Raw genomic sequence first — 23,710 nt, forward strand, 5'->3', positions numbered from 1 at the left:
CGGTTCCGCCGCCCCGGGCTGCCCCGATGGAGGGGGATCAAAGGGGTCGAGCCGGTGATCGAGTCCGTTATCGGCATTGCGTAACCTGGGGCGACCTGTGCCACGGATGGGGGAGGACCAGTGCGACTCGGGCTCAGTCTCGGATACCAGACGGCGTGGAGCACACCTGCCGACCACCTGGCGCTGGCCCAGGAGGCGGACCGGCTGGGCTATTCGGTGGTGTGGGCGGCGGAGGCCTACGGCTCCGACTCGCCCAGCATGCTCGCCTGGATGGCCGGCCAGACCGAACGGATCGACGTCGGCGCCGCGGTGATGCAGATCCCCGCCCGTACGCCGGCCGCCACCGCCATGACCGCCGCCACTATCGACGCGCTCTCCGGCGGCCGGTTCCGGCTCGGCCTGGGTGTATCCGGCCCGCAGGTGTCCGAGGGCTGGCACGGCGTGCGCTTCGCCAAGCCGCTCGCCCGGACCCGCGAGTTCGTCGACATCGTCAAGCTGGCCATCGCCCGCAAGGAGGTGGCGTACGACGGCGAGCACTACACGCTGCCGCTGCCGGACGGCCCGGGCAAGGCCCTGCGACTGGGCTTCCACCCACCCCGCGAGCACATACCGATCTACCTGGCCGCGGTCGGCCCGAAGAACCTGGAGCTGGCCGGCGAGATCGCCGACGGCTGGCTGGCCGTGTTCTACGCCCCGGAGTTCGCCGAGGAGCAGCTCGCCTCGGTGCAAGCCGGGCGGGCCAAGGTCGGCAAGGAGTTGGCGGGGTTCGACGTGGTGCCGTCGGTGCCCGTGGTGATCGGCGACGACGTGGCCTCCTGCGCCGAACTCGTCCGCTGGTACGCCGCGCTCTACATGGGCGGCATGGGCAGCCGGCAGCAGAACTTCTACAACCAGCTCGCCACCCGGATGGGCTACGGCGACGCCGCCCGCGAGGTGCAGGACCTGTACCTGGCCAAGCGGCAGCGCGACGCCGCCGCCGCCGTACCCATGGAGTTCATCGACCGCACCTCGCTGCTCGGCCCGAAGGAGCGCATCGCCGAGCGGATGCGGGAGTACGCGGCGGCCGGCGTCACCACGCTGTCGGTGACCCTCTTCGTGGCCGACCGGGACAGCGGTGTGCAGACCCTGCGTACCGTCGCCGAGGCTCTCGACCTCTCGGGAGTCGGCGAGTGACCTGGGTCGAGGCCATCGTCCTGGGCATCGTCCAGGGACTGACCGAGTTCCTTCCGGTCAGCTCGTCGGGGCATCTGCGGATCACCTCGGCGATCTTCTTCGACCGGGACGCCGGCGCGTCGTTCACCGCGGTCACCCAGCTCGGCACCGAAGCGGCCGTGCTGATCTACTTCGCCAAGGACATCTGGCGGATCACCCGGACCTGGCTGGTGGGCATCCGGGACAAGTCGGTCCGCTCCAGCCTCGACTACCGGATGGGCTGGTACGTGATCGTCGGCTCGATCCCGATCGGGCTGTTCGGTTTCGTGTTCAAGGACCAGATCAAGACCGCCGGGCGCAACCTGTGGGTGGTGGCGACCACGCTGATCGTGTTCGCCTTCGTGTTGGCGTTCGCCGAGTACTGGGGGCGGCAGACCCGCACCCTGGAGAACTTCCGGATGAAGGACGGCATCGTGATGGGCTTCGCCCAGGCGATGGCGCTGGTCCCCGGGGTGTCGCGCTCCGGCGGCACGCTCACCGCCGGTCTGCTGCTCAACCTGACCCGCGAGGCGGCGGCACGGTACTCCTTCCTGCTGGCCATCCCGGCGGTGGTGATGTCCGGGGTGTTCAGCCTCGGGGACGTCTTCGAACCGTCCGCCCCGGGCACCTCGGTGCCCACCGTTGCCCAGACGATCGTGGCCACCCTCATCGCCTTCGGCATCGGCTACGCGGCCATCGCCTGGCTGCTGCGCTACGTCGCCCACCACACCCTGTACGTCTTCGTGCTGTACCGGGTCGCGCTGGGCACCCTGGTCCTGGCCCTGCTGCTGACCGGCACGATCGACGCCACCTGACCGATCTGTCGACGGCCCGGCGCGGGGCCCAGGTCATAGGGTGGTCCCGTGGCGACCCTTCTGCTTCTGCGACACGGCCGAACCACGGCGAACGCCGATGGCGGCCTGGCCGGTCGGCAACCGGTCGAGTTGGACGACACCGGGCGCGCCCAGGCCACCGCGGTCGGCGAGCGGTTGCGGGCGGTGCCGCTGGCCGCCGTGGTGACCAGCCCGCTCATCCGCTGCCGGCAGACCCTGGAGCTGGCGCTCCCGCAGGCCGCCCCGGTGGTCGAGGACGGGCTGATCGAGTGCGACTACGGCAGATGGGAGGGGCAGCCGCTGAAGAAACTCGCCAAGGAGCCGCTCTGGCCGGTCGTCCAGCAGCACCCCAGCGCGGCGGTCTTCCCAGGTGGCGAGGCGATGGCCGCGATGGCGGCACGTGCGGTGGCGGCGGTGCGTTCCTGGGACGCCCGGGTGACCGCCGAGCACGGGCCCGATGCGCTCTGGTTGGCGTGCAGCCACGGCGATGTGATCAAGGCCATCGTGGCGGACGCGCTCGGCGTACACCTGGATGCCTTTCAGCGGATCGTGGCCGACCCGGCGTCGGTGACGGCGATCCGGTTCACGCCGCTGCGTCCGTTTCTGGTGCGACTCAACGACACCGGTGGCGACCTGGCGACGCTGGTGCCACCGCCGGCCAAGCGGCGTCGGCGCGCGAACCGGGTGGCCGACTCGGACGCGGCCGTCGGCGGTGGAGCGGGTGCGTCGCGGTGAGGCGCGTCACGACACCGCCTGCGGCCGGGGCGGCAGCGCACGCCGGAAAGGCCGCCACGCCCGGGTTTAGCCCCTGGTACGCCGGGCGCGCCGCCGCTGCGGCGATTCGCGTCGGTGGGGTGCGCGACGCCAAGGCGGGCCGGATAGGGTCGTGGGTATGACCCACCAGGTGCACGCCTTCGAACCGCCGGAGCGGTTCGTCGCCGGGACTGTCGGGCCGCCGGGGGAGCGCACGTTCTTCCTGCAGGCCCGCGGCGGCGGCAGGCTGGTCAGCGTCGCGCTGGAGAAGGTCCAGGTTTCCCTGCTCGCCGAGAAGCTTGAGGAACTGCTCACCGAGGCGCAGCGTCGCTTCGGGGTGGACCTGCCCGAGCTGGCGCCGGTGATCGGCGACAACGAGCCACTGGACACTCCCGTCGACGAGGAGTTCCGGGTCGGGACGCTCGGGCTGGCCTTCGACGTGGACACGGCGACAGTGGTGATCGAGGCGATCGCGGCGGGCGAGGTGGAGCCCGAGGTCGAGCTCGGCGACGAGGACGACGAGGACGAGGACGACGACGAGGACGACGAGCCCGACGAGGACCTGGACCGGCTCCGGGTCCGGCTCACCCCGCAGGCGACCCGCCAGTTCATCGAGCGGGCCCGGCGAGTGGTCAACGCGGGCCGGCCACCGTGCCCGCTCTGCGGCCAACCGTTGGACCCCGCCGGGCACCTCTGCCCGCGGCACAACGGTTATCACCGGTGACCTCGTCCGGCCTCCAGCCTCGCCAGGACGGCGACGCCGCGCTGCGGCTACTGCGTGACGGCGTCCTCGACCTGGAGGGTCGGCTGGTCGACGCGTCGAACACGACGCTGCGCGGCATCCTGACCCTGGACGGGTTGACCGCCCGCTGCGTCTACAAGCCGGTCCGGGGCGAGCGCCCACTCTGGGATTTCCCCGACGGCACCCTGGCCGGTCGGGAGGTCTCGGCGTACCTGGTCTCCCGGGCCACCGGATGGGACCTGGTGCCGCCCACAGTGCTGCGGGACGGCCCGTTCGGCTCCGGCTCCTGCCAGCTGTGGATCGACGAGCCGGAGGACGCCGAACCACTTGTCGGTTTCCTGCCCGCCGGGGAGTTGCCGCCACGTTGGATCCCGATCGCCGCCGCGCGGGACGACGACGGCGCCGCGTACGCCCTCGCCCACGCCGACGACCCGCGGCTGGCCCGGCTCGCGGTGCTCGACGCGGTGCTCAACAACGCCGACCGTAAGGGCGGTCACGTGCTCGTCGGTGCCGACGACCGGATCTACGGCGTGGACCACGGGGTGAGCTTCCACGTGGAGGACAAGCTGCGCACTGTGCTCTGGGGCTGGGCCGGTAAGCGGCTGCCCGCGGACGCCGTGGAGATGCTCGACGCGCTGGCCGGGCAGGTCGCCGGGGCGCTCGGTGCCGAGCTGGCCGACCATCTGACCATCAGCGAGGTGGCCGAGGTGGCCGCCCGGGTCGACCGGCTGCGCGAGACTGGCTGCTTCCCCCAGCCTCCGGAGGACTGGCCGGCGATGCCCTGGCCGCCCATGTGACCCGCTGTCATCTTGATCACCCGTGGGGTGCTCCGGCGTTGTCGCCGGGCTGGCTAGGCTGATCCCATGGAGTCTTGGGCGGGACACGAGGTGCCACGGCTGCCGGGCAGGGGCGAGCCACTGGCGTTGTACGACTCGGCGCGGCAGGGTGTCCACCCGAGTGAGCCGGCCGACGCGGGCAGCATGTACGTCTGCGGCATCACCCCGTACGACGCCACCCACCTCGGCCACGCCGCCACCATGATCACGTTCGACCTGGTGCAGCGGATGTGGCGCGACGCCGGCCGCCCGGTGCGCTACGTGCAGAACGTCACCGACATCGACGACCCGCTGCTGGAGCGGGCCGCCCGCGACGGCGAGGACTGGGTGGTCCTGGCGATGCGCGAGACGGCGCTGTTCCGGGAGGACATGGAGGCGCTGCGGATCATCCCGCCGGCGCACTACGTGGGTGCGGTCGAATCGATTCCGGACATCGCCGACAAGGTAGAGGTGCTGCTCAAGGACGGCGCCGCGTACCGGCTCGACGACGGCACCGGGGACGTCTACTTCGACATCTCCGCCACGCCCCGCTTCGGCTACGAGTCGAACCTGACCCGCGAGCAGATGCTGGAGATCTTCCCCGAGCGCGGCGGCGACCCCGACCGGGCCGGCAAGCGGGACCCACTGGACCCGCTGCTGTGGCGCGGCGCCCGCGAGGGCGAGCCGTCCTGGCCGGGCGGCGAGCTGGGCCCGGGCCGCCCCGGCTGGCACATCGAGTGCGCGGTGATCGCGCTCAACCTGCTCGGCGACCGGATCGACGTGCAGGGCGGCGGCAACGACCTGCTGTTCCCGCACCACGAGGCCTCCGCCGCGCACGCCGAGCGGCTCACCGGCCAGGCGCCGTTCGCCGAGCACTACGTCCACGCCGGCATGATCGGTCTGGACGGCGAGAAGATGTCCAAGTCCCGCGGCAACCTGGTCTTCGTGTCCCGGCTGCGCGCCGACAAGGTCGACCCGATGGCGATCCGGCTGGCGCTGATCTCCGGGCACTACCGCAGCGACCGCACCTGGACCGACGACCTGCTCACCGCCGCGCACGAGCGTCTGGACCGTTGGCGGCGGGCCGCCGCCGCGCCCGCCGGGCCGTCCGGGGCTGAGCTGCTGGCCGAGGTACGCGCACGCCTGGCCGACGACCTGGACACCCCCGGCGCCCTGGCCGCAGCCGACCGCTGGGCCGAGGCGACCCTCGCCGGTGCCACCGACGACCCCGAAGCGCCCGCCCTCTTCGCGAACACCGTAGACGCCCTCCTGGGCATCCGCCTCTAGCCCCTCGCAGGCCTGCGTCTTCCGTTGGCTGGCGCCGTCCGCTGGCCTGCGTCGTCCGTTGGCCTGTGTCGTCCGTTGGCCTGCGTCGATCATGGAGTTGTGGTGGCCGGTATGGGGTGGCGGTGCACCTTGTGCGAGGCGCCACAACTCCATGATCGACGGAGCGCTCTGGGTGCGGCATGACCCCGTCGGGCCGCGCCCCACACCTCGCCGCCGATCTTGCACTTTTTGACGTTACGAAAGGTGCCAATCGGGGGCAAACGGGTGACAGGAAGTGCAAGATCGCCGGGCCGGGCCGGGCGGGGCAGGGCAGGGGCGGGTTAGCCCAGGACCAGGCCGGGGTCGGGTTCCGGGTCGGGGGTCGGGCCGGGGATCTTGTATTCCTCGGTGAGGGTGGTCATGGGGCCGGGCCAGGTCGCCTGGGACACCTCGATCGGCTTGCGGTGCGCGTCGTACGCGACGTGCAGCAGGTGCAGCACCGGGGTGTCCGGCCGGATCTGGAGGGTCTCGGCCTCCTCCCGGCTCGGCTGGCGGGCGCTGATCGTGTCGGTGGCCGAGACGTACCGCCGTCCGGTCGCTTCCTCGGCCTCCTGGTAGAGCGGCCGGCCGAACGCCTCGGTGCGCTCCAGCGAGGTGCCTGCGGTGTCGCGGGGCAGGAACCAGGAGGCGCCCACCTCGACGGGGGAGTCGTCGGTGCGGACGAGGTGCCGGCGGCAGAGCAGGTTGGTGCCGTCGGACACGCCGAAGGCGTCGGCCACCTCGGCGGGGGCGGGGGCGTGCCCCACGGAGACGAGCTGTTGGCGATATCGGGCGGCCAGGTCGGTGTGGTAGCCGCGGAAGCCGCCGTACCGGCCTCGGGAGAGGCGGTTGAGGCGGCGGCGAGTGCCCCGGACGTACGTGCCGGAGCCGGGTTTGGTGATCAGGATGCCCTCGACCCGCAGCTGGTCGACGGCGCGTTGCACTGTCTGCTTGGCGACGCCGAACATCTCGGCGATGGCCGGGATGGACGGTAGCCGCTCGCCCGGCCCCCAGTCGCCCCGGCGGACCTGGGCCTTGAGCTGCGCGGCGATCTGTCGGTGCGGGAACTCGGCGGCCCCGGGATTGATCTGCACACCCGCCTCCTTGATCACATCTAGGTTCCTAGGATGCCCCAGCGAGTGTGACGGCGCCACCCCGGACACGCGAAAACGGGCCCCCGGACCACAAAAGGTCCGAAGGCCCGCAACGAAACAGTGCTACCAGGAGCCGGCGGTGGGGCCGGCCGAACCGCCCCGGCGGCGCAGGTACTTCTCGAACTCCTGGGCGATCTCGTCACCGGTCAACGGGGTGATTCCCTCGTCGCCGACCCTTTCTTCCAGCTCGCGGACGTACTCGCCCAGCTCGGCGTCCTGCTCCGCGGCGCTGCGCACCCGCTGCTCCCACTCGGCGGACTCCTCGGCCAGGTCGGCCATCGGCACCGGCAGGTCGACGACCTCCTCGACCCGGTGCAGCAGGGCGAGGGTGGCCTTCGGGCAGGGCGGGTTGTTTGCGTAGTGCGGCACGTGCACCCAGAACGAGACGGCGTCCACCTCGGCGCGGGTGCAGGCGTCGTGCAGCACGCCGACGATGCCGGTCGGCCCGTCGTACCGGGTGGGAGTGAGCTGGTAGCGCTCGGCGGCCTGCGCGTCGGAGGCGCTGCCGCTGATCGGCAGCGGCCGGGTGTACGGCACATCGGCCAGCAAGGCGCCGAGCAGCACCACCCGTTCCACCTCCAGGCTGTGGCAGATCTCCAGAACCTGCTCGCAGAACGTCCGCCAGCGCATGCTCGGCTCGATGCCGCGGATCAGCACCACGTCGCGGTCGGTGCCCTCCGGGCTGGCCACCATGAACCGGGTCGTCGGCCACTCCACCCGCCGGGTCTCCCCGTCGGCCATCGTGATGGTGGGCCGGCTGACCTGGAAGTCGTAGAAGTCCTCCGGATCCAGCTCGGCGATCTGCCGGGCGTTCCAGACCTGCTCCAGGTGCTCGACCGCGGCGGTGGACGCGTCGGCGGCGTCATTCCAGCCCTCGAACGCGGCGATCGCCACCGGGGACCGCAGCACCGGCAGTCCGTCGAACTCGGTCACGCCGTCACCTCACCCTGCTCGTCGCGGCTGGCGTCGGGACCGCGCCCGGTCGTCATACCGTGTGGCCCGGCGGCGTCCCTGTTGTCCTTCACGTCCGTCAGCCTACGTGCAGGGCAAGGGTGCGGCCCGCCGGCCGCGCCGGTCGGCCGCTCCGGCAGCAGGTCATACCCGAACGAACCAGACAGGGTGATCCCCGTGACACAATAGGGGATCGCTCGAGGAGAGTCGTGGAGTCCGGCCGGATCGCACTAACCTGAACGGGTGCGGACTTCATTGATGGATGTGCTGGCTGATCGCATTCTCCTCGCCGACGGCGCGATGGGCACGATGCTTCAGGCCGCGGACCTCACGCTCGACGACTTCGACGGGCTGGAGGGGTGCAACGAGATCCTCAACGTCACCCGCCCGGACGTGGTACGCGGGGTGCACGACGCCTACCTGGCCGTCGGTGCCGACTGCGTGGAGACCAACACCTTCGGGGCCAACCTCGCCAACCTCGCCGAGTACGACATCCCGCACCGCATCCGCGAGTTGTCCGAGGCGGGCGCCCGGATCGCTCGGGAGGCCGCCGACGCGGCCAGCACCCCGGAGCGGCCCCGGTTCGTGCTCGGCTCGATCGGGCCGGGCACCAAGCTGCCCACCCTCGGGCACGCCGCCTACTCGACCCTGCGCGACGCCTACCAGGAGAACGCCGCGGGTCTGATCGTCGGCGGCGCGGACGCGCTGATCATCGAGACCTGCCAGGACCTGCTCCAGGTCAAGGCGGCAGTGGTCGGGTCGAAGCGGGCCATGGCCGAGCTGGGCCAGTCGGTGCCGATCATCTGTCACGTGGCGGTGGAGACCACCGGCACCATGCTGGTCGGCAGCGAGATCGGGGCGGCCCTCGCCGCGATCGAGCCGCTCGGTGTGGACCTGATCGGGCTCAACTGCTCGACCGGCCCGGCCGAGATGAGCGAGCACCTGCGCTACCTGTCGCAGCACTCCCGCATCCCGCTGTCGGTGATGCCGAACGCCGGCCTGCCGGTGCTGACCGCCGACGGGGCGTACTTCCCGCTGACTCCCGTAGAGCTGGCCGAGGCCCTGGAGCGGTTCATCACCGAGTACGGCGTGGGGCTGGTCGGTGGCTGCTGCGGCACCACCCCGGAACACATCCGGGTGCTGTCCGAGCGGCTGCACGGCGTCACCGCCCCGGCCCGCGAGCCCCGGCACGAGGCGGGCGTCTCCTCGGTCTACCACCCGGTGCCGTTCGCCCAGGACGCGTCGGTGCTGATGGTGGGGGAGCGGACCAACGCCAACGGCTCGAAGGCGTTCCGGGAGGCGATGCTCGCCGGCGACTGGCGGGCCTGTGTGGAGATCGCCCGCAGTCAGGCACGCGACGGCTCGCACCTGCTCGACCTGTGTGTGGACTACGTCGGCCGCGACGGCACGCAGGACATGCGCGAGCTGGCCGGGCGGTTCGCCACCGCGTCGACCCTGCCGATCATGTTGGACTCCACCGAGCCGGCGGTGATCGAGGCCGGGCTGGAGATGCTCGGTGGCCGGTGCGTGGTCAACTCGGTGAACTTCGAGGATGGCGACGGCCCCGAGTCCCGGTACGGGCGGGTGATGCCGGTGATCCGGGAGCACGGTGCCGCAGTAGTCGTGATGTGCATCGACGAGGAAGGGCAGGCGCGCACCGCGGCGGACAAGGTCCGCATCGCCTCGCGCACCATCGACGACCTGACCGGCCGGTGGGGGATGGACCTGTCCGACATCCTGATCGACACGCTGACCTTCCCGATCGCCACCGGGCAGGAGGAGACCCGCCGCGACGGACTGGAGACCATCGAGGCGATCCGGGAAATCGCCCGGCGTTACCCAGGGATCAACTTCACCCTCGGCATCTCGAACATCTCCTTCGGGCTCAACCCGGCGGCCCGGCAGGTGCTCAACTCGGTGTTCCTGCACGAGTGCGTGCAGGCCGGCCTGACCTCCGCGATCGTGCACGCCAGCAAGATCCTGCCGATGTCGAAGATTCCCGACGAGCAGCGCGAGGTCGCCCTCGACATGGTCTACGACCGGCGCCGCGAGGGCTATGACCCGTTGCAGCGCTTCCTGGAGCTCTTCGAGGGCGTCGACGTGACCAGCGCACGGGCCAGCCGGGCACAGGAGTTGGCCGCGCTGCCGTTGGACGAGCGGCTCAAGCGGCGGATCATCGACGGTGAGCGCAACGGCCTGGAGGCCGACCTCGACGAGGCGATGGCCGGTGGCCGGTCCCCACTGTCGATCATCAACGACATCCTGCTGGACGGCATGAAGGTGGTCGGCGAGCTGTTCGGCTCCGGCCAGATGCAGCTGCCGTTCGTGCTCCAGTCCGCCGAGGTGATGAAGACCGCGGTGGCCTACCTGGAACCGCACATGGAGACCCTCGAGGACGGCGGCAAGGGCCGCATCGTGCTCGCCACAGTGCGCGGCGACGTGCACGACATCGGCAAGAACCTGGTCGACATCATCCTGTCCAACAACGGCTACGAGGTGGTGAACATCGGCATCAAGCAGCCGATCAGCGCCATCCTGGACGCCGCCGAGCAGCACCGCGCCGACGCGATCGGCATGTCCGGGCTGCTGGTCAAGAGCACTGTCATCATGAAGGAGAACCTGGCCGAGATGGCCACCCGCGGGGTGGCGGAGCGCTGGCCGGTCCTGCTGGGTGGGGCGGCGCTGACCCGCGCGTACGTCGAGGACGACCTGCGGTCGACGTTCCCCGGGCAGGTGCACTACGCGCGGGACGCGTTCGAGGGTCTGTCCCTGATGGACAGGGTGATGACCGCCAAGCGCGGCGGCGCCCCGGTGATCGACCCGGAGCGGGAGGCGGCCCTCGCGGCCCGGCGGGCGCGCCGGGAACGGCAGCGCTCAATGGTCACCACGTCGCTGCCGGAGCTGCACGACTCCTCGGTCCGCTCCGACGTGGCCGCCGACGTGTCGGTGCCCACCCCGCCGTTCTTCGGCACCCGCGTGGTCAAGGGCGTGCCGATGGCCGACTACGCCGCGCTGCTCGACGAGCGGGCCACCTTCTCCGGGCAGTGGGGGCTGCGCGGCGCCCGGAGCGGCAGCGGACCCTCCTACGAGGAGCTGGTCGAGACCGAGGGCCGCCCGCGGCTGCGGTACTGGTTGGACCGGCTGATCGCCGACCAGGTCCTTGAGGCAGCCGTGGTGTACGGCTACTTCCCCGCGTACTCCGAGGGCAATGACCTGGTGGTGCTCGACGAGAACGGGCACGCGGAGCGCGCCCGGTTCTCCTTCCCGCGCCAGCGGCAGGAGCGGCGGCTCTGCCTGGCGGACTTCTTCAAGCCACAGGGCGACCAGCTCGATGTGGTCGCGTTGCAACTGGTCACCGTCGGTCAGCCGGTCAGCGAGTACGCGGCGAAGCTGTTCGCCCGCAACGAGTACCGCGACTACCTGGAGGTGCACGGCCTCTCCGTGCAGCTCACCGAGGCCCTCGCCGAGTACTGGCACCAGCGCATCCGCGCCGAGATGACCCTGCCCGACGGTCGTCCGCTGGGGCACGACGACCCGGCGGACCTGGCCGGCATCCTGCACAACGACTACCGGGGTTGCCGGTACGCGTTCGGCTACCCGGCCTGCCCCGACCTGGAAGACCGGGCGAAGATCATGGATCTGCTCGGTGCGGACCGGATCGGGGTCGAGTTGTCCGAGGAGTTCCAGCTCATGCCGGAGCAGGCCACCGACGCGATAGTGGTCCACCACCCGGAGGCCAACTACTTCAACGCCAAGTGACAGGCTCAGGCGCCCTGAACCGCACCTGTTGGTCGGCGCCGGCGATCAGCAAAGCCCTTGGTGGGGCAGCCAGCGTGTAGGCGAAGCGCATCAGCTCGACCGGGACCTGATTTCGGCGGCCCGCCTCCAGTCGTGGTGGGGTGAGCGCCTCCTCAGGAAGACCAACAGGGCGGGCAGCAGCGCGGCCGCGACCAGGAGCGGACTCCGGCGGCACCGTCCTGGTTGGTCGGTCCAGATAGAACTGAGGGCCGATAGCTTGCGCCTGGCTCGGGAGATCCGTGGGTGTGAACTGTGGCCGGCCGAGCGCAACCTGGCTTCCGATGGCTCGTCGAGGATTCGCCATGGCGATACTCACACTCGGTGCACAGTGGCCGGTAATCCGTCACGCATATGCGAGCATCGACGCACGCTACGTAAGTGCGGCCGTTGGGTGGTTGGGGGAACATGCCCAAGAGTCAGGTGCGGCGTGACCAGTTCGGAGGCCTCCTCAGGACCCTCCGCTTGGAGCGGCGGCTGACCCAGGAGGAGCTTGCCGAGTCGGCCGGTTCCAGTGTCCGCGGCATCCGGGAGATGGAGCGCGGCCGGGTGCGCAGCCCGCAACGACGGACGGTGGTGCTGCTCGCCGACGCCCTGCGGCTGGCCGGGGCGGACCGCGACCGTTTCGTCGCCCTGGCCCGGGTCGAGAGGCAAACGCACGACCGCGCGGAGGCGCCGCACGACCGCGCGGAGGCGCCGCACGACCGCGCGGAACTGCCGGGCGACCGCGCGGAACTGCCGGGCGACCGCGCGGAGGCGCCGTACGACCGAGCGGCGATGGTCGTACCCGGGGAACTGCCCGCCGCCGTTCCGGACCTGGCCGGCCGGGCGGAGATCCTGGAACGGCTCGCGGCGCTGGCCGCCGACGTCACCGCAGGGCGGCCGGACACCGCCTCGGTGGTGGTGCTGCACGGGCCGCCGGGGATCGGCAAGACCAGCCTCGCCGTCGCCGCTGGACATCGACTCAGCCCGGCCTTCGCCGGCGGACAGCTCTTCGTCGACCTGCAGGGCGTCTCACCGGACGGCCCGGTCGATCCGGCCGAGGCGCTGGCCGGACTGCTGCGGTCGCTCGGGGTGCCGGACAGCCGGGTGCCGGTGTCGCTGGCCGAGCGGGGTGGCCTGTTCCGCACCCTCACCCGGGACCGGCCGCTGCTGGTGGTCCTGGACAATGCCGCAAGCGAGGCACAGGTACGCCCACTGCTGCCGGCCGGGCGGGGATGCCTCGCGCTGGTCACCTGCCGGCGTCCACTGACTGGCCTTGCCGGTGCGGTCCGCCTGCCGCTCGACCTGCTCACCCCGGCAGCCGGTCGACTGCTGCTCGCGGCGATCGTCGGTGCCGACCGGATCGCCGCCGAGCCGGTCGCGGCCGACCAACTGGTCAAACTCTGCGGCCGGCTGCCGCTGGCCGTCCGGATCGCCGGCAACCGCCTCGCCAGCCGACCGCAATGGTCGGTCGGTTGGCTGGTGGACCTGCTCCACGACCAGCGTCGGCGCCTCACCGTGTTGACCGCTGGAGACCTGGGCGTCCGATCCGCGTTCGAGGTCTCCTATCGGCAATTGGACCCGATGACCGCGCGAGTGTTCCGGCGGGCCTCGCTGATTCCCGGCACCGACTTCGAACCCGCGCTGGTCGCCGCCGTGGCCGGCACCGCCGAGGAGACCGCGGCGGCGGCCCTGGAGGAGTTGGTCGAGGCTGGTGTTCTCCTGACCCTGGGGGACCGGTACCAGTTTCACGACCTGGTCCGGCTCTACGCCCAGGAACGCCTCGACGCCGAGGAACAACAGGTCTGCCGGACGGAGGCGCACGATCAGATGGTCGGCTGGCTGCTGCGGCGTACCCGGCAGGCCGGCTTGATGTTCGAACCGGTCGCCTGTCGGGTCGATTCCCCGTTCGACGACGATCGGGCGGCGGCGTACTGGTTGGATCGGGAGTCCGGCAACTGGCTGGCGGCGCTGCGCGACGCGGCGCGGCGCGGTCGGCACGCCGACGTGGTCGCGGTCACCAGGGATCTGCACTGGTACTCGGACGCCAACAGTCACCGGCACTCCTGGGACGAGATCTTCTCGCTGGGAGTGGCCGCGGCCCGGGCCGCCGGTAGCCCTCGCGACGAGGCGGTCCTGCTGAACTTCCTGGGCTGGGCCCGGTACTTCTGCCGGGACCGCAACACCGATGGGCTGGCTGCCCTGGACCGGGCGCTGGAGTTGGCCCGGCTGATCGGGGACCGCCGGGAGGAGGCGTGGGCGCTGACCTACACCGCCGCGATCTTCATTCGGATCGGCAGCGGTGTGCTAGCCGTCGACCATTGCCGCCGGGCCGTCGGCCTGTTTCGCGAGATCGGGTACGCCCTCGGCGAGCACGGCGCGGCGAGCGTGCAGGGCGGAGCGCTGGCCGCGCTCGGCCGGTTCGCCGAAGCAGCCGACCTGCACCGCGACGTGCTGGCGTTCTACGGCCGCGGCAGCGGCCTCAGCCGTACCGGCGCGGCGGTGGCGAGGGCCGGGGCGATGATGAGTCTCGGGGCTGACCTGGCCGGGATGGGCCAGTGGCGGGCCGCCGCCGACGAGTACGCCGACGCCCGGCGGCTGTTCCACAGCTGCGGCGCGACGTTCAGCGAGGCCAACGCCATCCACCGGTACGGACTCGCGCTCCGGGCGTTGGGTGAGGTCGACGCGGCGGCCGAAGCGCTGGGGGCGGCGCTGGCCCTGTATACCGCGCTGTCCTGCCCGTGGTGGGAGGCGCAGACCCTGTACGCGCTCGCGGCGCTGGCCGGATCGGCTGCGGGCGGGGCCGCCGACGCCCGCCGGCTGCGCGAGCGGGCGCTCGACCGGTGCGGCGAACTCGACGCACCGGAGGTGCGGACCCTGCGCGCCACCCTGCGACGGGAACTGGCCGGGTTCTGACCGACACGCACCGGGCCCCGCCGGCGATGCGGCGGGGTCCGGTGTCGGTGGACAGGGTCAGTTGCAGGTGGTGCCGTTGAGGGTGAACGGGGACGGGGTGGCGGGGGAGCCGTTCGCGGTGAAGCCGAAGTTGACGGCGCCGCCGGTCGGGATGCTGGCGTTGTGGTTCTCGTTGGTCACAGTCACCGCTGCGCCGGTCTGCTGGAAGATGCCGTTCCAGTGGCCCTGGATGAGTTGTCCACCCGGGAAGGCAAAGCCCAACGACCAGCTGTTGGTGGCCGGGCCGTCGTTGTAGACGGTGACGCTGGCGCTGTAGCCGGTGCCCCACGAGTTGGTGACGACGAAGGAGACCCGGCAGGTGCTGGCGATCGTCGTCGCCGGCACGATGTTGCCGTAGTCGTCGCGGGCGGTGGCGAAGTCCTGGAAGCCGAAGCCCCGACCGGCCGATCGGGTGGTGGTGCCGGCGGCGAGCACGGTGCCGTTGGCGTTGACGGAGTAGACCGGGCCGCCACTGTCGCCGCCCCGGGCGGCCTCCTGGCCGTCGAGCTGGGTGGCCTCGACGAGGTCCTCGATGTCGTCGTAGTGGAAGTCGACCCGCAGGTTGCAGACCGGACCGCCGACCTCACCCGCGGAGGTGTACCCGGACTGGCACAGCAGCTGGCCGGGGAAGACCTCGGTCCAGCCGACCACCTGGGCGCGGACCTCGTCATGCTGACCGCCGACGTAGAGGTGGTCGCCGGGCGTCGACGTCGAAATGATCATCGTGTCGTGGTCGTCGTTGCTGTCGACCGCGTAGCCGACCAGCGTGCCGGTGCCGGTGGACAAGCCGACGTGCCAGGGTGAGCCGATGGCACCGCAGTGTTCGGCGGTGAGGAGGTAACCGGCGTCGGTGTCCACGTCGCGTACGCCGAAGCCTGCGGTGCACCAGGGTATGGTGACCCCGATGGACGCCCCGCCGTCGAACGGCGCGGCATCGTTGGCCCGCGACCGTTCGACCATCCGGTCGCTCCTGACGAAGCTGGTACGCACGCCGGTGGCCGGCAGCTTCGGCAGCTTGGCGCCCGCGGTGTAGTCCACGCCGATCTCGATGCCGGTGCCGTCGGTGCGCAGCCGGACCGAGTGGCTGGCGTCCGCCGGGTCGGCCTTCACCACCGGGGTGAGGGCGGCAGCCGCCTTGTGCAGTTCGGCGCGGGAGTAGGTGGCGTTGGCTACCTGGACCGGCGCGGTGCGGCGGGCGGCGGTGACGGCTGCGGCGATGTCGGTGGGCGGCACACCCTTCCACCACAGGGTGACGTGGTCGTCGACCAGGCCGATGCCGGCATAGCCGCGGGCCGGCGCGCGTTCCACAGCGGTGCGGATGACATTGGCCGCGTCGACCAGTGGGGCCTGGGCGACCATCTGGTCCAGGGTCTGTGCCGGGATGATGTCGAGGAGGGACTCGGCGGCACCGGCGGCCCCCGGTTGGCCGGACTCCGCGTACGCGGAGGTGGGACCGGTGAGCGCCGTTGCGCCGACCAGTGCCCCGACGACCACCGTACGGGTGATCGCTTTCCGTATTGATGTCATGCCGCTGAGTCAAGCAACGTTCGCTGCCGGGAGACAGGCAGGACGCCCGGCAGGAGTCAACATGCCGGCGGTCCTGCCGGCTGGCCGGGCCGTCCTGCCGCAAAGAACCCGTTCTTCATGTCGAGAACGGCCGGGTGGCTCCGTCCTCGGGGAGGATGCGGTCACCGTGAGCGCACCAGAGCAGGGAGATCCAGCATGGCGATCCAGCGGATGGACAACGTCCTCATCGTTGTCGAGGACCTCGACGCGGTCATCGCGTTCTTCGTCGAACTCGGCATGGAGTTGGAGGGGCGGGGGCCGGTCGAGGGGCGGTGGGTGGAGCGTGTCATCGGCATCGACGACGTCCGGCAGGAGGTCGCGATGCTGCGGACCCCGGACGGCCACGGCAAGGTCGAGCTGGCGATGTTCCACCGACCGGCGGCGATCGGCGGGGAACCGAAGAACGCGCCGGCGAACACGCTGGGCATTCGCCGCATCATGTTCGCCGTCGACGACATCGAGGACGTGATCACCCGGCTGCGCGGCCACGGCGCCGAACTCGTCGGGGAGTTGGAGCGATACGAGGACGCCTACCGGCTCTGCTACGTCCGTGGCCCGGAGGGCATCATCGTCGGCCTGGCCGAACAGCTCCGCTGACGGCCGCCGTGGGTCGGCCCCCTATTTCGCGGATACGGGGGCCTCGTGCGCGATGGAGACAGTTGCGCGGATATTGGGCCCCGCTAGGCTCCCGCGCCGCGCGGGAAGGTTTCGCGCAGCGCCGGGTCCAGCGGGCGGCCGCTCGTCGGTTCGATGAACAGGTCGGTGAGCAGGAGGTCGGCGAGGTAGCTGGGGTTCACCCCCGACTCCTTGCGGCCGAGGGACTGTAGCGCGCCGCCCAGTCGCAGCGCGGCCTTCGCGGCGCCGGACGGCATCCGCGCGACCCGGCGGGGTCGGCCCACCGCCTCGGCGATGCGCCCGATCATGTCGGTCCAGGTGAGGTTCTCGTCGGCGACCGGGATGTCCGCACCGCTGGCCTGCTCCAGGGCGTCGACCGCGACCTCGGCCACGCTGCGGGCGGAGGCCGCGGCGCTGCCGCCGGTCGGGGCGACCAGAGGGGTACGCGAGCGGGCCCACCGGTCCAGCGGACCGGCCCAGTTGGGCAGTCGGTCGCCGGCCCGACCGAAGACGAACGGCAGTTCGAGTACGGCGACCGGCAGACCCTCGCCGGCCGCCGCCCGCCCCTCCCTGGCCTGCTCCAGGCGGCACCGGATGTACGTGTGCCGTTCGGCGAGGCGCCACTGCGGGTGGAGCCGGTCGAAGTAGGTGTAGTAGGAGCCCATCACGACGCCCCGGGTGAGACCTTCGAGGCGGGCGGCGGTGAACAGGCGTACCACCGGGTCGACGTTGTCGCGGCGGAACTCGGGGTAGATCGGTTTGGGCAGCGGTCGTTGCTCCTCGGTGCGGGTGGCGTACACGACGCCGTCGTGACCGGCGAGCAGCGGCCGCAGGTCCTCGATCGAGGCGGACCCGACGTCGAGCAGGTGGTCGACGTCGGGTCGCGCGGTACGCGCCACGGTGGTCGCGGCATGGCCACGCTCCCGAAGAACGTCCACGACGTGAGCGCCGATCAGGCCGCTGCCACCCACCACAAGAATTCGCACGGTGCATCGTCCACTCTGGAACCCGCCCTTTGTCAAGCCGCCCGTCGCTGCGGCAAGGGCGTCGAGGGGGTGCTGGTCCAGCATGAGCGCGTGCTGCGCCTCGGCGGTCGGCTGTTGTACGACCGCATCAACGACCCGGAGGAGCCTCTGCGCGTGGTACGCCGACCTGGCCGGGCATCCCTTCTGCGTCTTCGTCGGCTGAGCGGGGTGCCGGCACCTCGCCGGAGCGGCAGGTTGACAACGGGCGAGGATGGCGTCCGCAACCCCGACATTCGCATAGGTTCGAGGTACGCAACACCATCGCTGTGAAACGGGGTTGAGAATGCCGGAGCCGCGCGCCTTCTGGCTGGACGAGCAGTTCGACCGTGAGCATGGCACCGACGGGCGCGGCCGGTACGAGGCCGAGGTGTTTCGTCGGATCGACGAGTTCGCCGACACCTGGGGTGACTTCGCGCCCGTGGCGTTCGCGGTGACCGCCTGGCGGCTGGCCACCGAGCTGTCGCCCGGCTTCGTGCGCTGGCACCGGCGGATCATCTCGGCGACCTGCGCGCGTAGCCCGTGGGACGGCAGCCTGGTCTGCGAGGTGACACTGGCCTCCCGCTGGCCGGCCGAGCTGACCTGGACCAAGCAGTGGCAGCGCGATCGTGGTTGGCAGAACTGGCCCCAGCTGTTCGGCCAGTTCACCACGCCCACCGAGCAGGACCAGACGCGCCGCCCGTATCTGCGCGCGTTGCTTCAGGTGGAGGCGCCGGTCCCGTTGGATGACCTGCCGCCCACGCCCGACGGTCCGGACGACGAGGTCGCCGCGGCGGCGCGCCGGGCCGTGGCGGTGGTGGCCCGGGAGCTCAACGATCTCCTCGCGCCGATGATCGGGCAGCTCGATGCCGGGGTGCCGGCGGACTCCTGAGAAACCCGCCGGCCGGTATGGTCGTCGGCGTGGATCTGGACGACACCGCCGCCCGGCTCGGGGTGCCCGTCGAGGAGGTCGAGCGCGTGCACCGGCTCGCCGGTGACGGGCCGTCAGCTCCGTTGCCGGCCAAGGCCGACGCGTCCGCGCTCCTCGACCGGCTCGCCGTGCCGCCGGACGACGCCGCGGAGATCATGGCGGGCTGGCCCGACCCCGACTCTCCGCTCTGGATTCCGGAGTTGCGCTGGCTGCTCGACCGCTCGATCGCCCTGGTCCGCGCCGACCTCGCGGGCTACGACTGGCTGTCGCCCGGCCCGGAGCTGCCCCGAGACCGAGGCCCGGCCTGGCGCCATCTCTACGTGTACGCGTACCTGGCCCTGGTCGACGTGGTGCACGGGTACCACCGCGACCACGGCATCCCCGATGCCGTGACCTGGGTGACCCTGGCTGACCTGGGCCGCAACCTCGCCATCGACCGGCGGATGCGCGGCGAGGGTTGGCCGATCATGCAGAGCTGGCTGACGCTGCACTCGCGCGGCAGCGTCTACGAGCTGGGCCGGCTACAGCACCAGCGTGGCGACGACGCCATCGGCCTGCACGTCCCCGATTCGGGGCCGTTGACCCCGGAGGCGGTCGAGGCGTCCCTCGACGAGGCCCGCGCGTTCTTCCCCCGGCATTTCCCCGACGAGCGCTACACCGCGTTCTCCTGCGCCTCGTGGCTCCTCGACCCGCAGCTGCGGGAGTACCTACCGGAGGACTCCAACATCGTGCGGTTCCAGCGCCGGTTCGAGCTGGAGCCCTACGACGAGTCGGCGGGGCCGGACGCCGACATCGAGGTGTTGCGGTTCGGGTTCCGGACCCTGACCACCCCGCTCGGCGAGCTGCCGCGCCGCACGGTGCTCCAACGCGCGATCATCGACCACCTGCGGGCCGGCGGTCACTGGCACTGGCGCCACGGCCGCTTCCCGATCTAGGCACTCGCGTCCCACCACGCGCCGTTGGCGGCCGCCTGGGCGGCCGGTTCGATGACTTCCCACACCTCCGCGATCAGTCCGTCGGCGATCCGCAGGACGTCGACGACCACGATCTCCGGCCCCCCGTCGGGGAGTCGGCGTCGCGAGTGCACCACGACGTGGTCACCGTCGGCCAGTAGGTGCAGGATGTCGACCCGCATGCCGGCGGTCGGGCCCAGCGCGGCGCGGACCGCGGCGAGCCACTGCGCCCTGGTCGAGGTCGTCGAATCCGACCGGTGATGGGTGAAGTCCTCGCTCAGGTACGACGCGAGCGTGTCGACGTCGCCGGTGTCGACCAGCCCCGCCAACGCACGACCGACGATGCTCTTGTTCTCGGTGCTCATGGCCGCAAGTGTTTCCCCGGCCTCGTGTGCTTGTCGATGACATCGCACTTCATGGTGTCCGGGGCGACGATGAGTAGGCTCATGATCGTGTATGCGGTCGGAGAACTCCTGCGGCGGTGGCGCAAGCGCCGAGGGCTCAGCCAGCTCGACCTGGCGATCGCCGCGGATGTCTCGGCTCGGCACGTCAGCCTGGTCGAGACCGGCAAGTCCACGCCGAGCGCCGACATGATCCTCCGGCTCGCCGACCAGCTCCACGTGCCACTGCGTGATCGCAACCAGCTGTTGCTCGCCGCCGGCTTCGCGCCCCGGTACGCGCAGCGCCCGCTCGACGACGCCGCACTGTCGGGTGCCCTCGACGCGGTCCGCAGGGTGCTCCAGGCGCACGAGCCGTATCCGGCGCTGGTCTTCGACCGCCGGTGGAACATCGTGCTGACCAACCGCGCGGTCGACCCGTTCTTCGCGTACGTGGCACCCGACCTGTTGCGACCGCCGGTGAACCTGGTTCGGCTGGGCCTGCACCCGCGCGGGCTCGCCCCTCTGGTCGTCAACCTGGCGGACGTGCGGGCGGTGTTCCGCAGCCGGATCTCACGCCAGCTCGCCGCAGCGCCCGACGCGGAACTCGCGGCGCTCTACGAAGAACTGCTGAGCCCGCTGCCCGAGGAGCCACCGGACCAACGGGTCGACGCCGACGTGGTGATCCCGATGATCCTGCGGATCGGTGGACGCGAGCTGCGGCTGTTCTCGACCATCACCACGTTCGGCACCCCGATGGACATCACCATCGAGGAGATCGCTGTGGAGTCCTACTATCCGGCGGATCCGCAGAGCGCCGCCTACTTCACACGGTAGGGCCCGGCCTGGTCGCCGCCCAGGCCGGGCCCACCACTCGTTCGTCAGCCCGTGGTCAGGACGAACCTCTCCCAGGACCCGACCGACGTCCGGTTCGCGATCAGTGACCCGGCCCCGGCGTTTTCGGCGGCGACGATCTGGTTGTTGATCGTGGCGCGCAGGCTGACCGTCCCGTCGGAGTTGTTGATGAGCTGGAAGGTCTCCCACGCCCCCACAGAGGTGCGGTTGGCGATCAACGGCTCCGCGCCCGCGTTCTCGGCGGAGACGTAGAGCCCGTTGGCGCGCGACCGCAGGGCGATGGCACCGTTGCCGGCGTCCACCCGGTCGAACTGCTCGGTCGTACCGACGCTGGCCTTGTTGGCGATCAACGCGGTGCTGCCGACCGCCGACACGTACTGGTTGTTGACCTGCGCCCGCAAGGTGGTCGCCGGCGCGCTGCTACCGGTGCCGGTGGCGAAGGTGAAAGCGTCGACATCGAACAGGTAGCCGGACCCACCCTTGAACACCAGGTACAGCGTCGTCGACGCGGTGGGCGGGTTGCTGATCGTGGCGGACGCCTCGACGAAGGTCTCCCAGTTGCCGGTCACCGGAACCGTGACGGTGCCCAGCAGGGTGCCGGTGGCCGACCCGGCCCGGACCTCGATGGTGCCACCGGCGCCGGCCGACGACGCCCTTACGGTGATGCGGTTGGCGTTGGCCAGGTTGTACGGCTGGTAGGAGATCCAGTCGTTGTTCTCGATGAACCCGGCCGTGCGGCCACCCTCGGCGTTGGTGTGGTCGGTGGCCTGGACACCGGACTGGGCGCCGAAGTGCTCACCCTGGCGGTGCTTCGGTTGCAGCGTCTTGATGCTGTGCGTGGTCAGCCCACCGTTGTCGGTGTACGCGGCGTCGAAGACCCCGTAGATGTTTGCGGCCGAGTCGTGCTCACCGTCGGTCGGCAAGGTGATCGTGCCGCTGCACCCGGTCTTCGAGGTGATCTGGTGGGCGTGGCTGTCGTGGCCCAGCGCGTACGTCAGGCTCACCTTGGAGCAGTCGATCGTGCCGTCCTGCGGGTCGCTCACCGAGATCTGGTACGGCACCGTGTCACCGAAGCTGAACAGCTGCCCGTCGGTGGGCGCGGTGAGTGACACCGTCGGCGCGGTGTTGCCCACTGTGACGATCAGGCTCGCCGTGCCGGACAGGCCGGTCGGGTCGGTGACCTTCAGGGTGGGGCTGTACGAGCCGTTGGTGGTGTACGTCTTGGTGGGGTTGGCCGCCGTCGACGTGGTGCCGTCACCGAAGGTCCACAGGTAGCTGAGCGCGCCGCCCTCGGGGTCGGAGCTGCCGGCCGACGAGAAGTTGACAGTCAACGGGTTGGCCCCCGACGTCGGGTTCGCCGAGGCGACCGCGATCGGGCTGCGGTTGCCACCACCGATGTACTCGATCCGGAAGAGCGCCTGATTGTTCGAGCCGGTGCCGTAGTCCAGCACGTACAGGGCGCCGTCCGGGCCGAAGGCCATGTCCATGACCTGGGTGCCGGTCCACGGGAAGTTGGAGATCTCCCCGCGTGAGCCGTCGGAGTTGACCTTGATGGCCTTGATCCAGCGGCGGCCGTACTCGCCGGCGAAGAACTGGCCGTCCAGCGACGGCGGGAACTTGATGCTGGAGTTGAGCGAGGCGTTGTACCGGTAGACCGGCCCGCCCATCGGCGACTCCGAGCCGCTGCCGAACTCCGACGGCGAACCGGAGTCGCCCGCGTACTTGATCCAGGCCGGCTTCGCCGCGGGCAACGTGCCGAGCCCGGTGTTGCGGAACGAGTTGTTGGTCGGCCCGCCCGTGCAGTTGTACTTGGACTGCGACGGCCCGGACGGGAAGGTGTATTCATTGTATGTTTCCGTGCTGGTGTTGCTGCCGGTGCAGTACGGCCAGCCGTAGTTGCCCGGCGCCGCGATGCGGTTGAACTCGACCTGACCCTGAGGGCCCCGGCTGGAGTTCGTGGACCCGGCGTCGGGGCCGTAGTCACCGAGGTAGACCACGCCGGTCGCCTTGTCGACGCTCATCCGGAACGGGTTGCGCAGACCCATCGCGTAGATCTCCGGGCGGGTGCCCGACGTGCCGGGCGCGAACATGTTGCCCGACGGGATCGTGTACGTGCCGTCCGCCTGCGGCTTGATCCGTAGCACCTTGCCCCGCAGGTCGTTCGTGTTGCCCGCCGAGCGCTGGGCGTCGAACTGCGGGTTGCGGTTGGTCCGTTCGTCAAGTGGCGCGTAGCCGGACGACTCGAACGGGTTGGTGTCGTCGCCGGTGGTCAGGTACAGGTTGCCGGCGGCGTCGAAGTCCAGGTCACCGCCGACGTGGCAGCACTGCCCACGGTCGTTGGCGACCTGGAGCACGATCTTCTCGCTGCCCAGGTTGAGCGTGTCGTCGCTGTTGAGGGTGAACCGCGACAACCGCAGGTGCCCCTTCCACCGGTCCCAGTCAGACTGCGAGCCGGTGGTCGGGGCGTCCCCGGACGGGGTGCTCAGCGTGGGGGAGTAGTACAGGTAGATCCACCGGTTGCTGGCGAAGTTGGGGTCGACGGCGACGCCCTGCAACCCCTCCTCGTCGTGGGTGTAGACCGACAGGGTGCCGGAGACCTTTGTGTTGCCGGCCACGTCGGTCACCCGCAGGACACCGTTTCGGGCGGTGTGCAGCACCGAGCGGTTGGGCAGGACGGCCAGGGACATGGCCTCACCGAGCTCGCCCGAGCCGGTGGCGAGCTTGACCTGCTGATAGTCGGAGGCGGGGATCACCGCCGCCTGGGCGGTGGACGGTGCAGCCACAGCGAGGGCCGCGCTCGCGACGGTGAGGACCGCCGCGAAGAGCGCCCGGGGCCAGCGCCGGGGGTACGAGAGCATGATCGTCCTTTCTCGACGACCGGTGGACGGGCGCGCGGGGGCGCACCACGACCAGGTGGGGTGGTGGAGACGAGCGGG

18 protein-coding genes are annotated in these 23,710 nt (G+C 71.0%); 12 read left to right on the forward strand and 6 right to left on the reverse strand.

Annotation, left to right across the window (positions count from 1 at the left end):
- Positions 1–120: 120 nt before the first annotated feature.
- From KBX08_RS06500 to mshC, 6 genes are all read left to right on the forward strand, one after another.
- Positions 121–1,173, forward strand: coding sequence for an LLM class F420-dependent oxidoreductase (locus tag KBX08_RS06500; RefSeq protein WP_210781677.1), 1,053 nt, complete (start codon positions 121–123; stop codon positions 1,171–1,173).
- Positions 1,170–2,006, forward strand: coding sequence for an undecaprenyl-diphosphate phosphatase (locus tag KBX08_RS06505; protein ID WP_112587410.1), 837 nt, complete (start codon positions 1,170–1,172; stop codon positions 2,004–2,006). The genes KBX08_RS06500 and KBX08_RS06505 overlap by 4 nt, the downstream gene beginning before the upstream one ends.
- 48 nt (positions 2,007–2,054) lie before the next feature.
- Entirely contained in the window at positions 2,055–2,759 is a 705-nt protein-coding gene (locus KBX08_RS06510; protein ID WP_210781678.1) for an MSMEG_4193 family putative phosphomutase, read from the forward strand.
- A 157-nt stretch (positions 2,760–2,916) separates the two neighbouring features.
- Positions 2,917–3,501, forward strand: coding sequence for a DUF3090 domain-containing protein (locus KBX08_RS06515; protein WP_179778971.1), 585 nt, complete (start codon positions 2,917–2,919; stop codon positions 3,499–3,501).
- The gene (locus KBX08_RS06520; RefSeq protein WP_210781679.1) at positions 3,498–4,316 is read left to right on the forward strand and encodes an SCO1664 family protein; all 819 of its coding nucleotides are present in this window, start codon (positions 3,498–3,500) and stop codon (positions 4,314–4,316) included. The genes KBX08_RS06515 and KBX08_RS06520 overlap by 4 nt, the downstream gene beginning before the upstream one ends.
- Before the next feature lie 66 nt (positions 4,317–4,382).
- Entirely contained in the window at positions 4,383–5,621 is a 1,239-nt protein-coding gene (gene mshC / locus KBX08_RS06525; RefSeq protein ID WP_210781680.1) for a cysteine--1-D-myo-inosityl 2-amino-2-deoxy-alpha-D-glucopyranoside ligase, read from the forward strand.
- 320 nt (positions 5,622–5,941) lie between these two features.
- Here the strand turns inward: mshC and KBX08_RS06530 are convergent, their stop codons facing one another.
- Together KBX08_RS06530 and KBX08_RS06535 are read right to left on the reverse strand one after the other, a co-directional pair.
- The gene (locus KBX08_RS06530; RefSeq protein ID WP_091408867.1) at positions 5,942–6,733 is read right to left on the reverse strand and encodes a GntR family transcriptional regulator; all 792 of its coding nucleotides are present in this window, start codon (positions 6,731–6,733) and stop codon (positions 5,942–5,944) included.
- A gap of 123 nt (positions 6,734–6,856) precedes the next feature.
- A complete protein-coding gene (locus tag KBX08_RS06535; RefSeq protein WP_030332815.1) occupies positions 6,857–7,726 on the reverse strand; it encodes a PAC2 family protein in 870 nt (289 codons plus the stop codon).
- Positions 7,727–8,002: 276 nt separating this feature from the next.
- Between KBX08_RS06535 and metH the strand changes: the two genes are divergently transcribed.
- Together metH and KBX08_RS06545 are read left to right on the forward strand one after the other, a co-directional pair.
- A complete protein-coding gene (gene metH / locus KBX08_RS06540; protein WP_247668985.1) occupies positions 8,003–11,503 on the forward strand; it encodes a methionine synthase in 3,501 nt (1,166 codons plus the stop codon).
- Positions 11,504–11,947: 444 nt separating this feature from the next.
- On the forward strand, positions 11,948–14,437 hold the full coding sequence (locus tag KBX08_RS06545) for a helix-turn-helix domain-containing protein (RefSeq protein ID WP_282102796.1): 2,490 nt from the start codon (positions 11,948–11,950) through the stop codon (positions 14,435–14,437).
- 57 nt (positions 14,438–14,494) lie between these two features.
- On the opposite strand, the gene KBX08_RS06550 is transcribed toward KBX08_RS06545, so the two are convergent.
- Positions 14,495–16,003 (reverse strand): cellulose binding domain-containing protein, encoded by a 1,509-nt coding sequence (locus tag KBX08_RS06550; protein ID WP_210781683.1) that lies wholly within the window; start codon positions 16,001–16,003, stop codon positions 14,495–14,497.
- 195 nt (positions 16,004–16,198) lie between these two features.
- Here KBX08_RS06550 and KBX08_RS06555 point away from each other — a divergent pair, with 195 nt between their 5' ends.
- Positions 16,199–16,639, forward strand: coding sequence for a VOC family protein (locus KBX08_RS06555; RefSeq protein ID WP_210781684.1), 441 nt, complete (start codon positions 16,199–16,201; stop codon positions 16,637–16,639).
- A gap of 83 nt (positions 16,640–16,722) precedes the next feature.
- On the opposite strand, the gene KBX08_RS06560 is transcribed toward KBX08_RS06555, so the two are convergent.
- Positions 16,723–17,643, reverse strand: coding sequence for an NAD(P)-dependent oxidoreductase (locus tag KBX08_RS06560; RefSeq protein WP_210781685.1), 921 nt, complete (start codon positions 17,641–17,643; stop codon positions 16,723–16,725).
- Between the two features lie 322 nt (positions 17,644–17,965).
- On the opposite strand from KBX08_RS06560, the gene KBX08_RS06565 reads away from it, so the two are divergent.
- A complete protein-coding gene (locus KBX08_RS06565; RefSeq protein ID WP_247668976.1) occupies positions 17,966–18,550 on the forward strand; it encodes a hypothetical protein in 585 nt (194 codons plus the stop codon).
- 29 nt (positions 18,551–18,579) lie between these two features.
- Positions 18,580–19,524 carry an acyltransferase domain-containing protein gene (locus KBX08_RS06570; RefSeq protein ID WP_210781687.1) on the forward strand — a complete coding sequence of 315 codons (945 nt, stop codon included), beginning with the start codon at positions 18,580–18,582 and terminating at the stop codon, positions 19,522–19,524.
- Here the strand turns inward: KBX08_RS06570 and KBX08_RS06575 are convergent.
- Positions 19,521–19,907: a nuclear transport factor 2 family protein gene (locus tag KBX08_RS06575; protein WP_210781688.1), complete on the reverse strand. Its 387-nt coding sequence runs from the start codon at positions 19,905–19,907 to the stop codon at positions 19,521–19,523. The two genes, KBX08_RS06570 and KBX08_RS06575, sit on opposite strands and share 4 nt — an antisense overlap.
- Before the next feature lie 81 nt (positions 19,908–19,988).
- Here KBX08_RS06575 and KBX08_RS06580 point away from each other — a divergent pair, with 81 nt between their 5' ends.
- Positions 19,989–20,756 (forward strand): helix-turn-helix domain-containing protein, encoded by a 768-nt coding sequence (locus tag KBX08_RS06580; protein WP_210781689.1) that lies wholly within the window; start codon positions 19,989–19,991, stop codon positions 20,754–20,756.
- 44 nt (positions 20,757–20,800) lie between these two features.
- Here the strand turns inward: KBX08_RS06580 and KBX08_RS06585 are convergent, their stop codons facing one another.
- A complete protein-coding gene (locus KBX08_RS06585; protein WP_210781690.1) occupies positions 20,801–23,632 on the reverse strand; it encodes a PQQ-dependent sugar dehydrogenase in 2,832 nt (943 codons plus the stop codon).
- Positions 23,633–23,710 lie beyond the last annotated feature (78 nt).

This window comes from Micromonospora sp. H61 (genome assembly GCF_018070325.1).
In the GTDB taxonomy this organism is placed as follows: domain Bacteria; phylum Actinomycetota; class Actinomycetes; order Mycobacteriales; family Micromonosporaceae; genus Micromonospora; species Micromonospora salmantinae.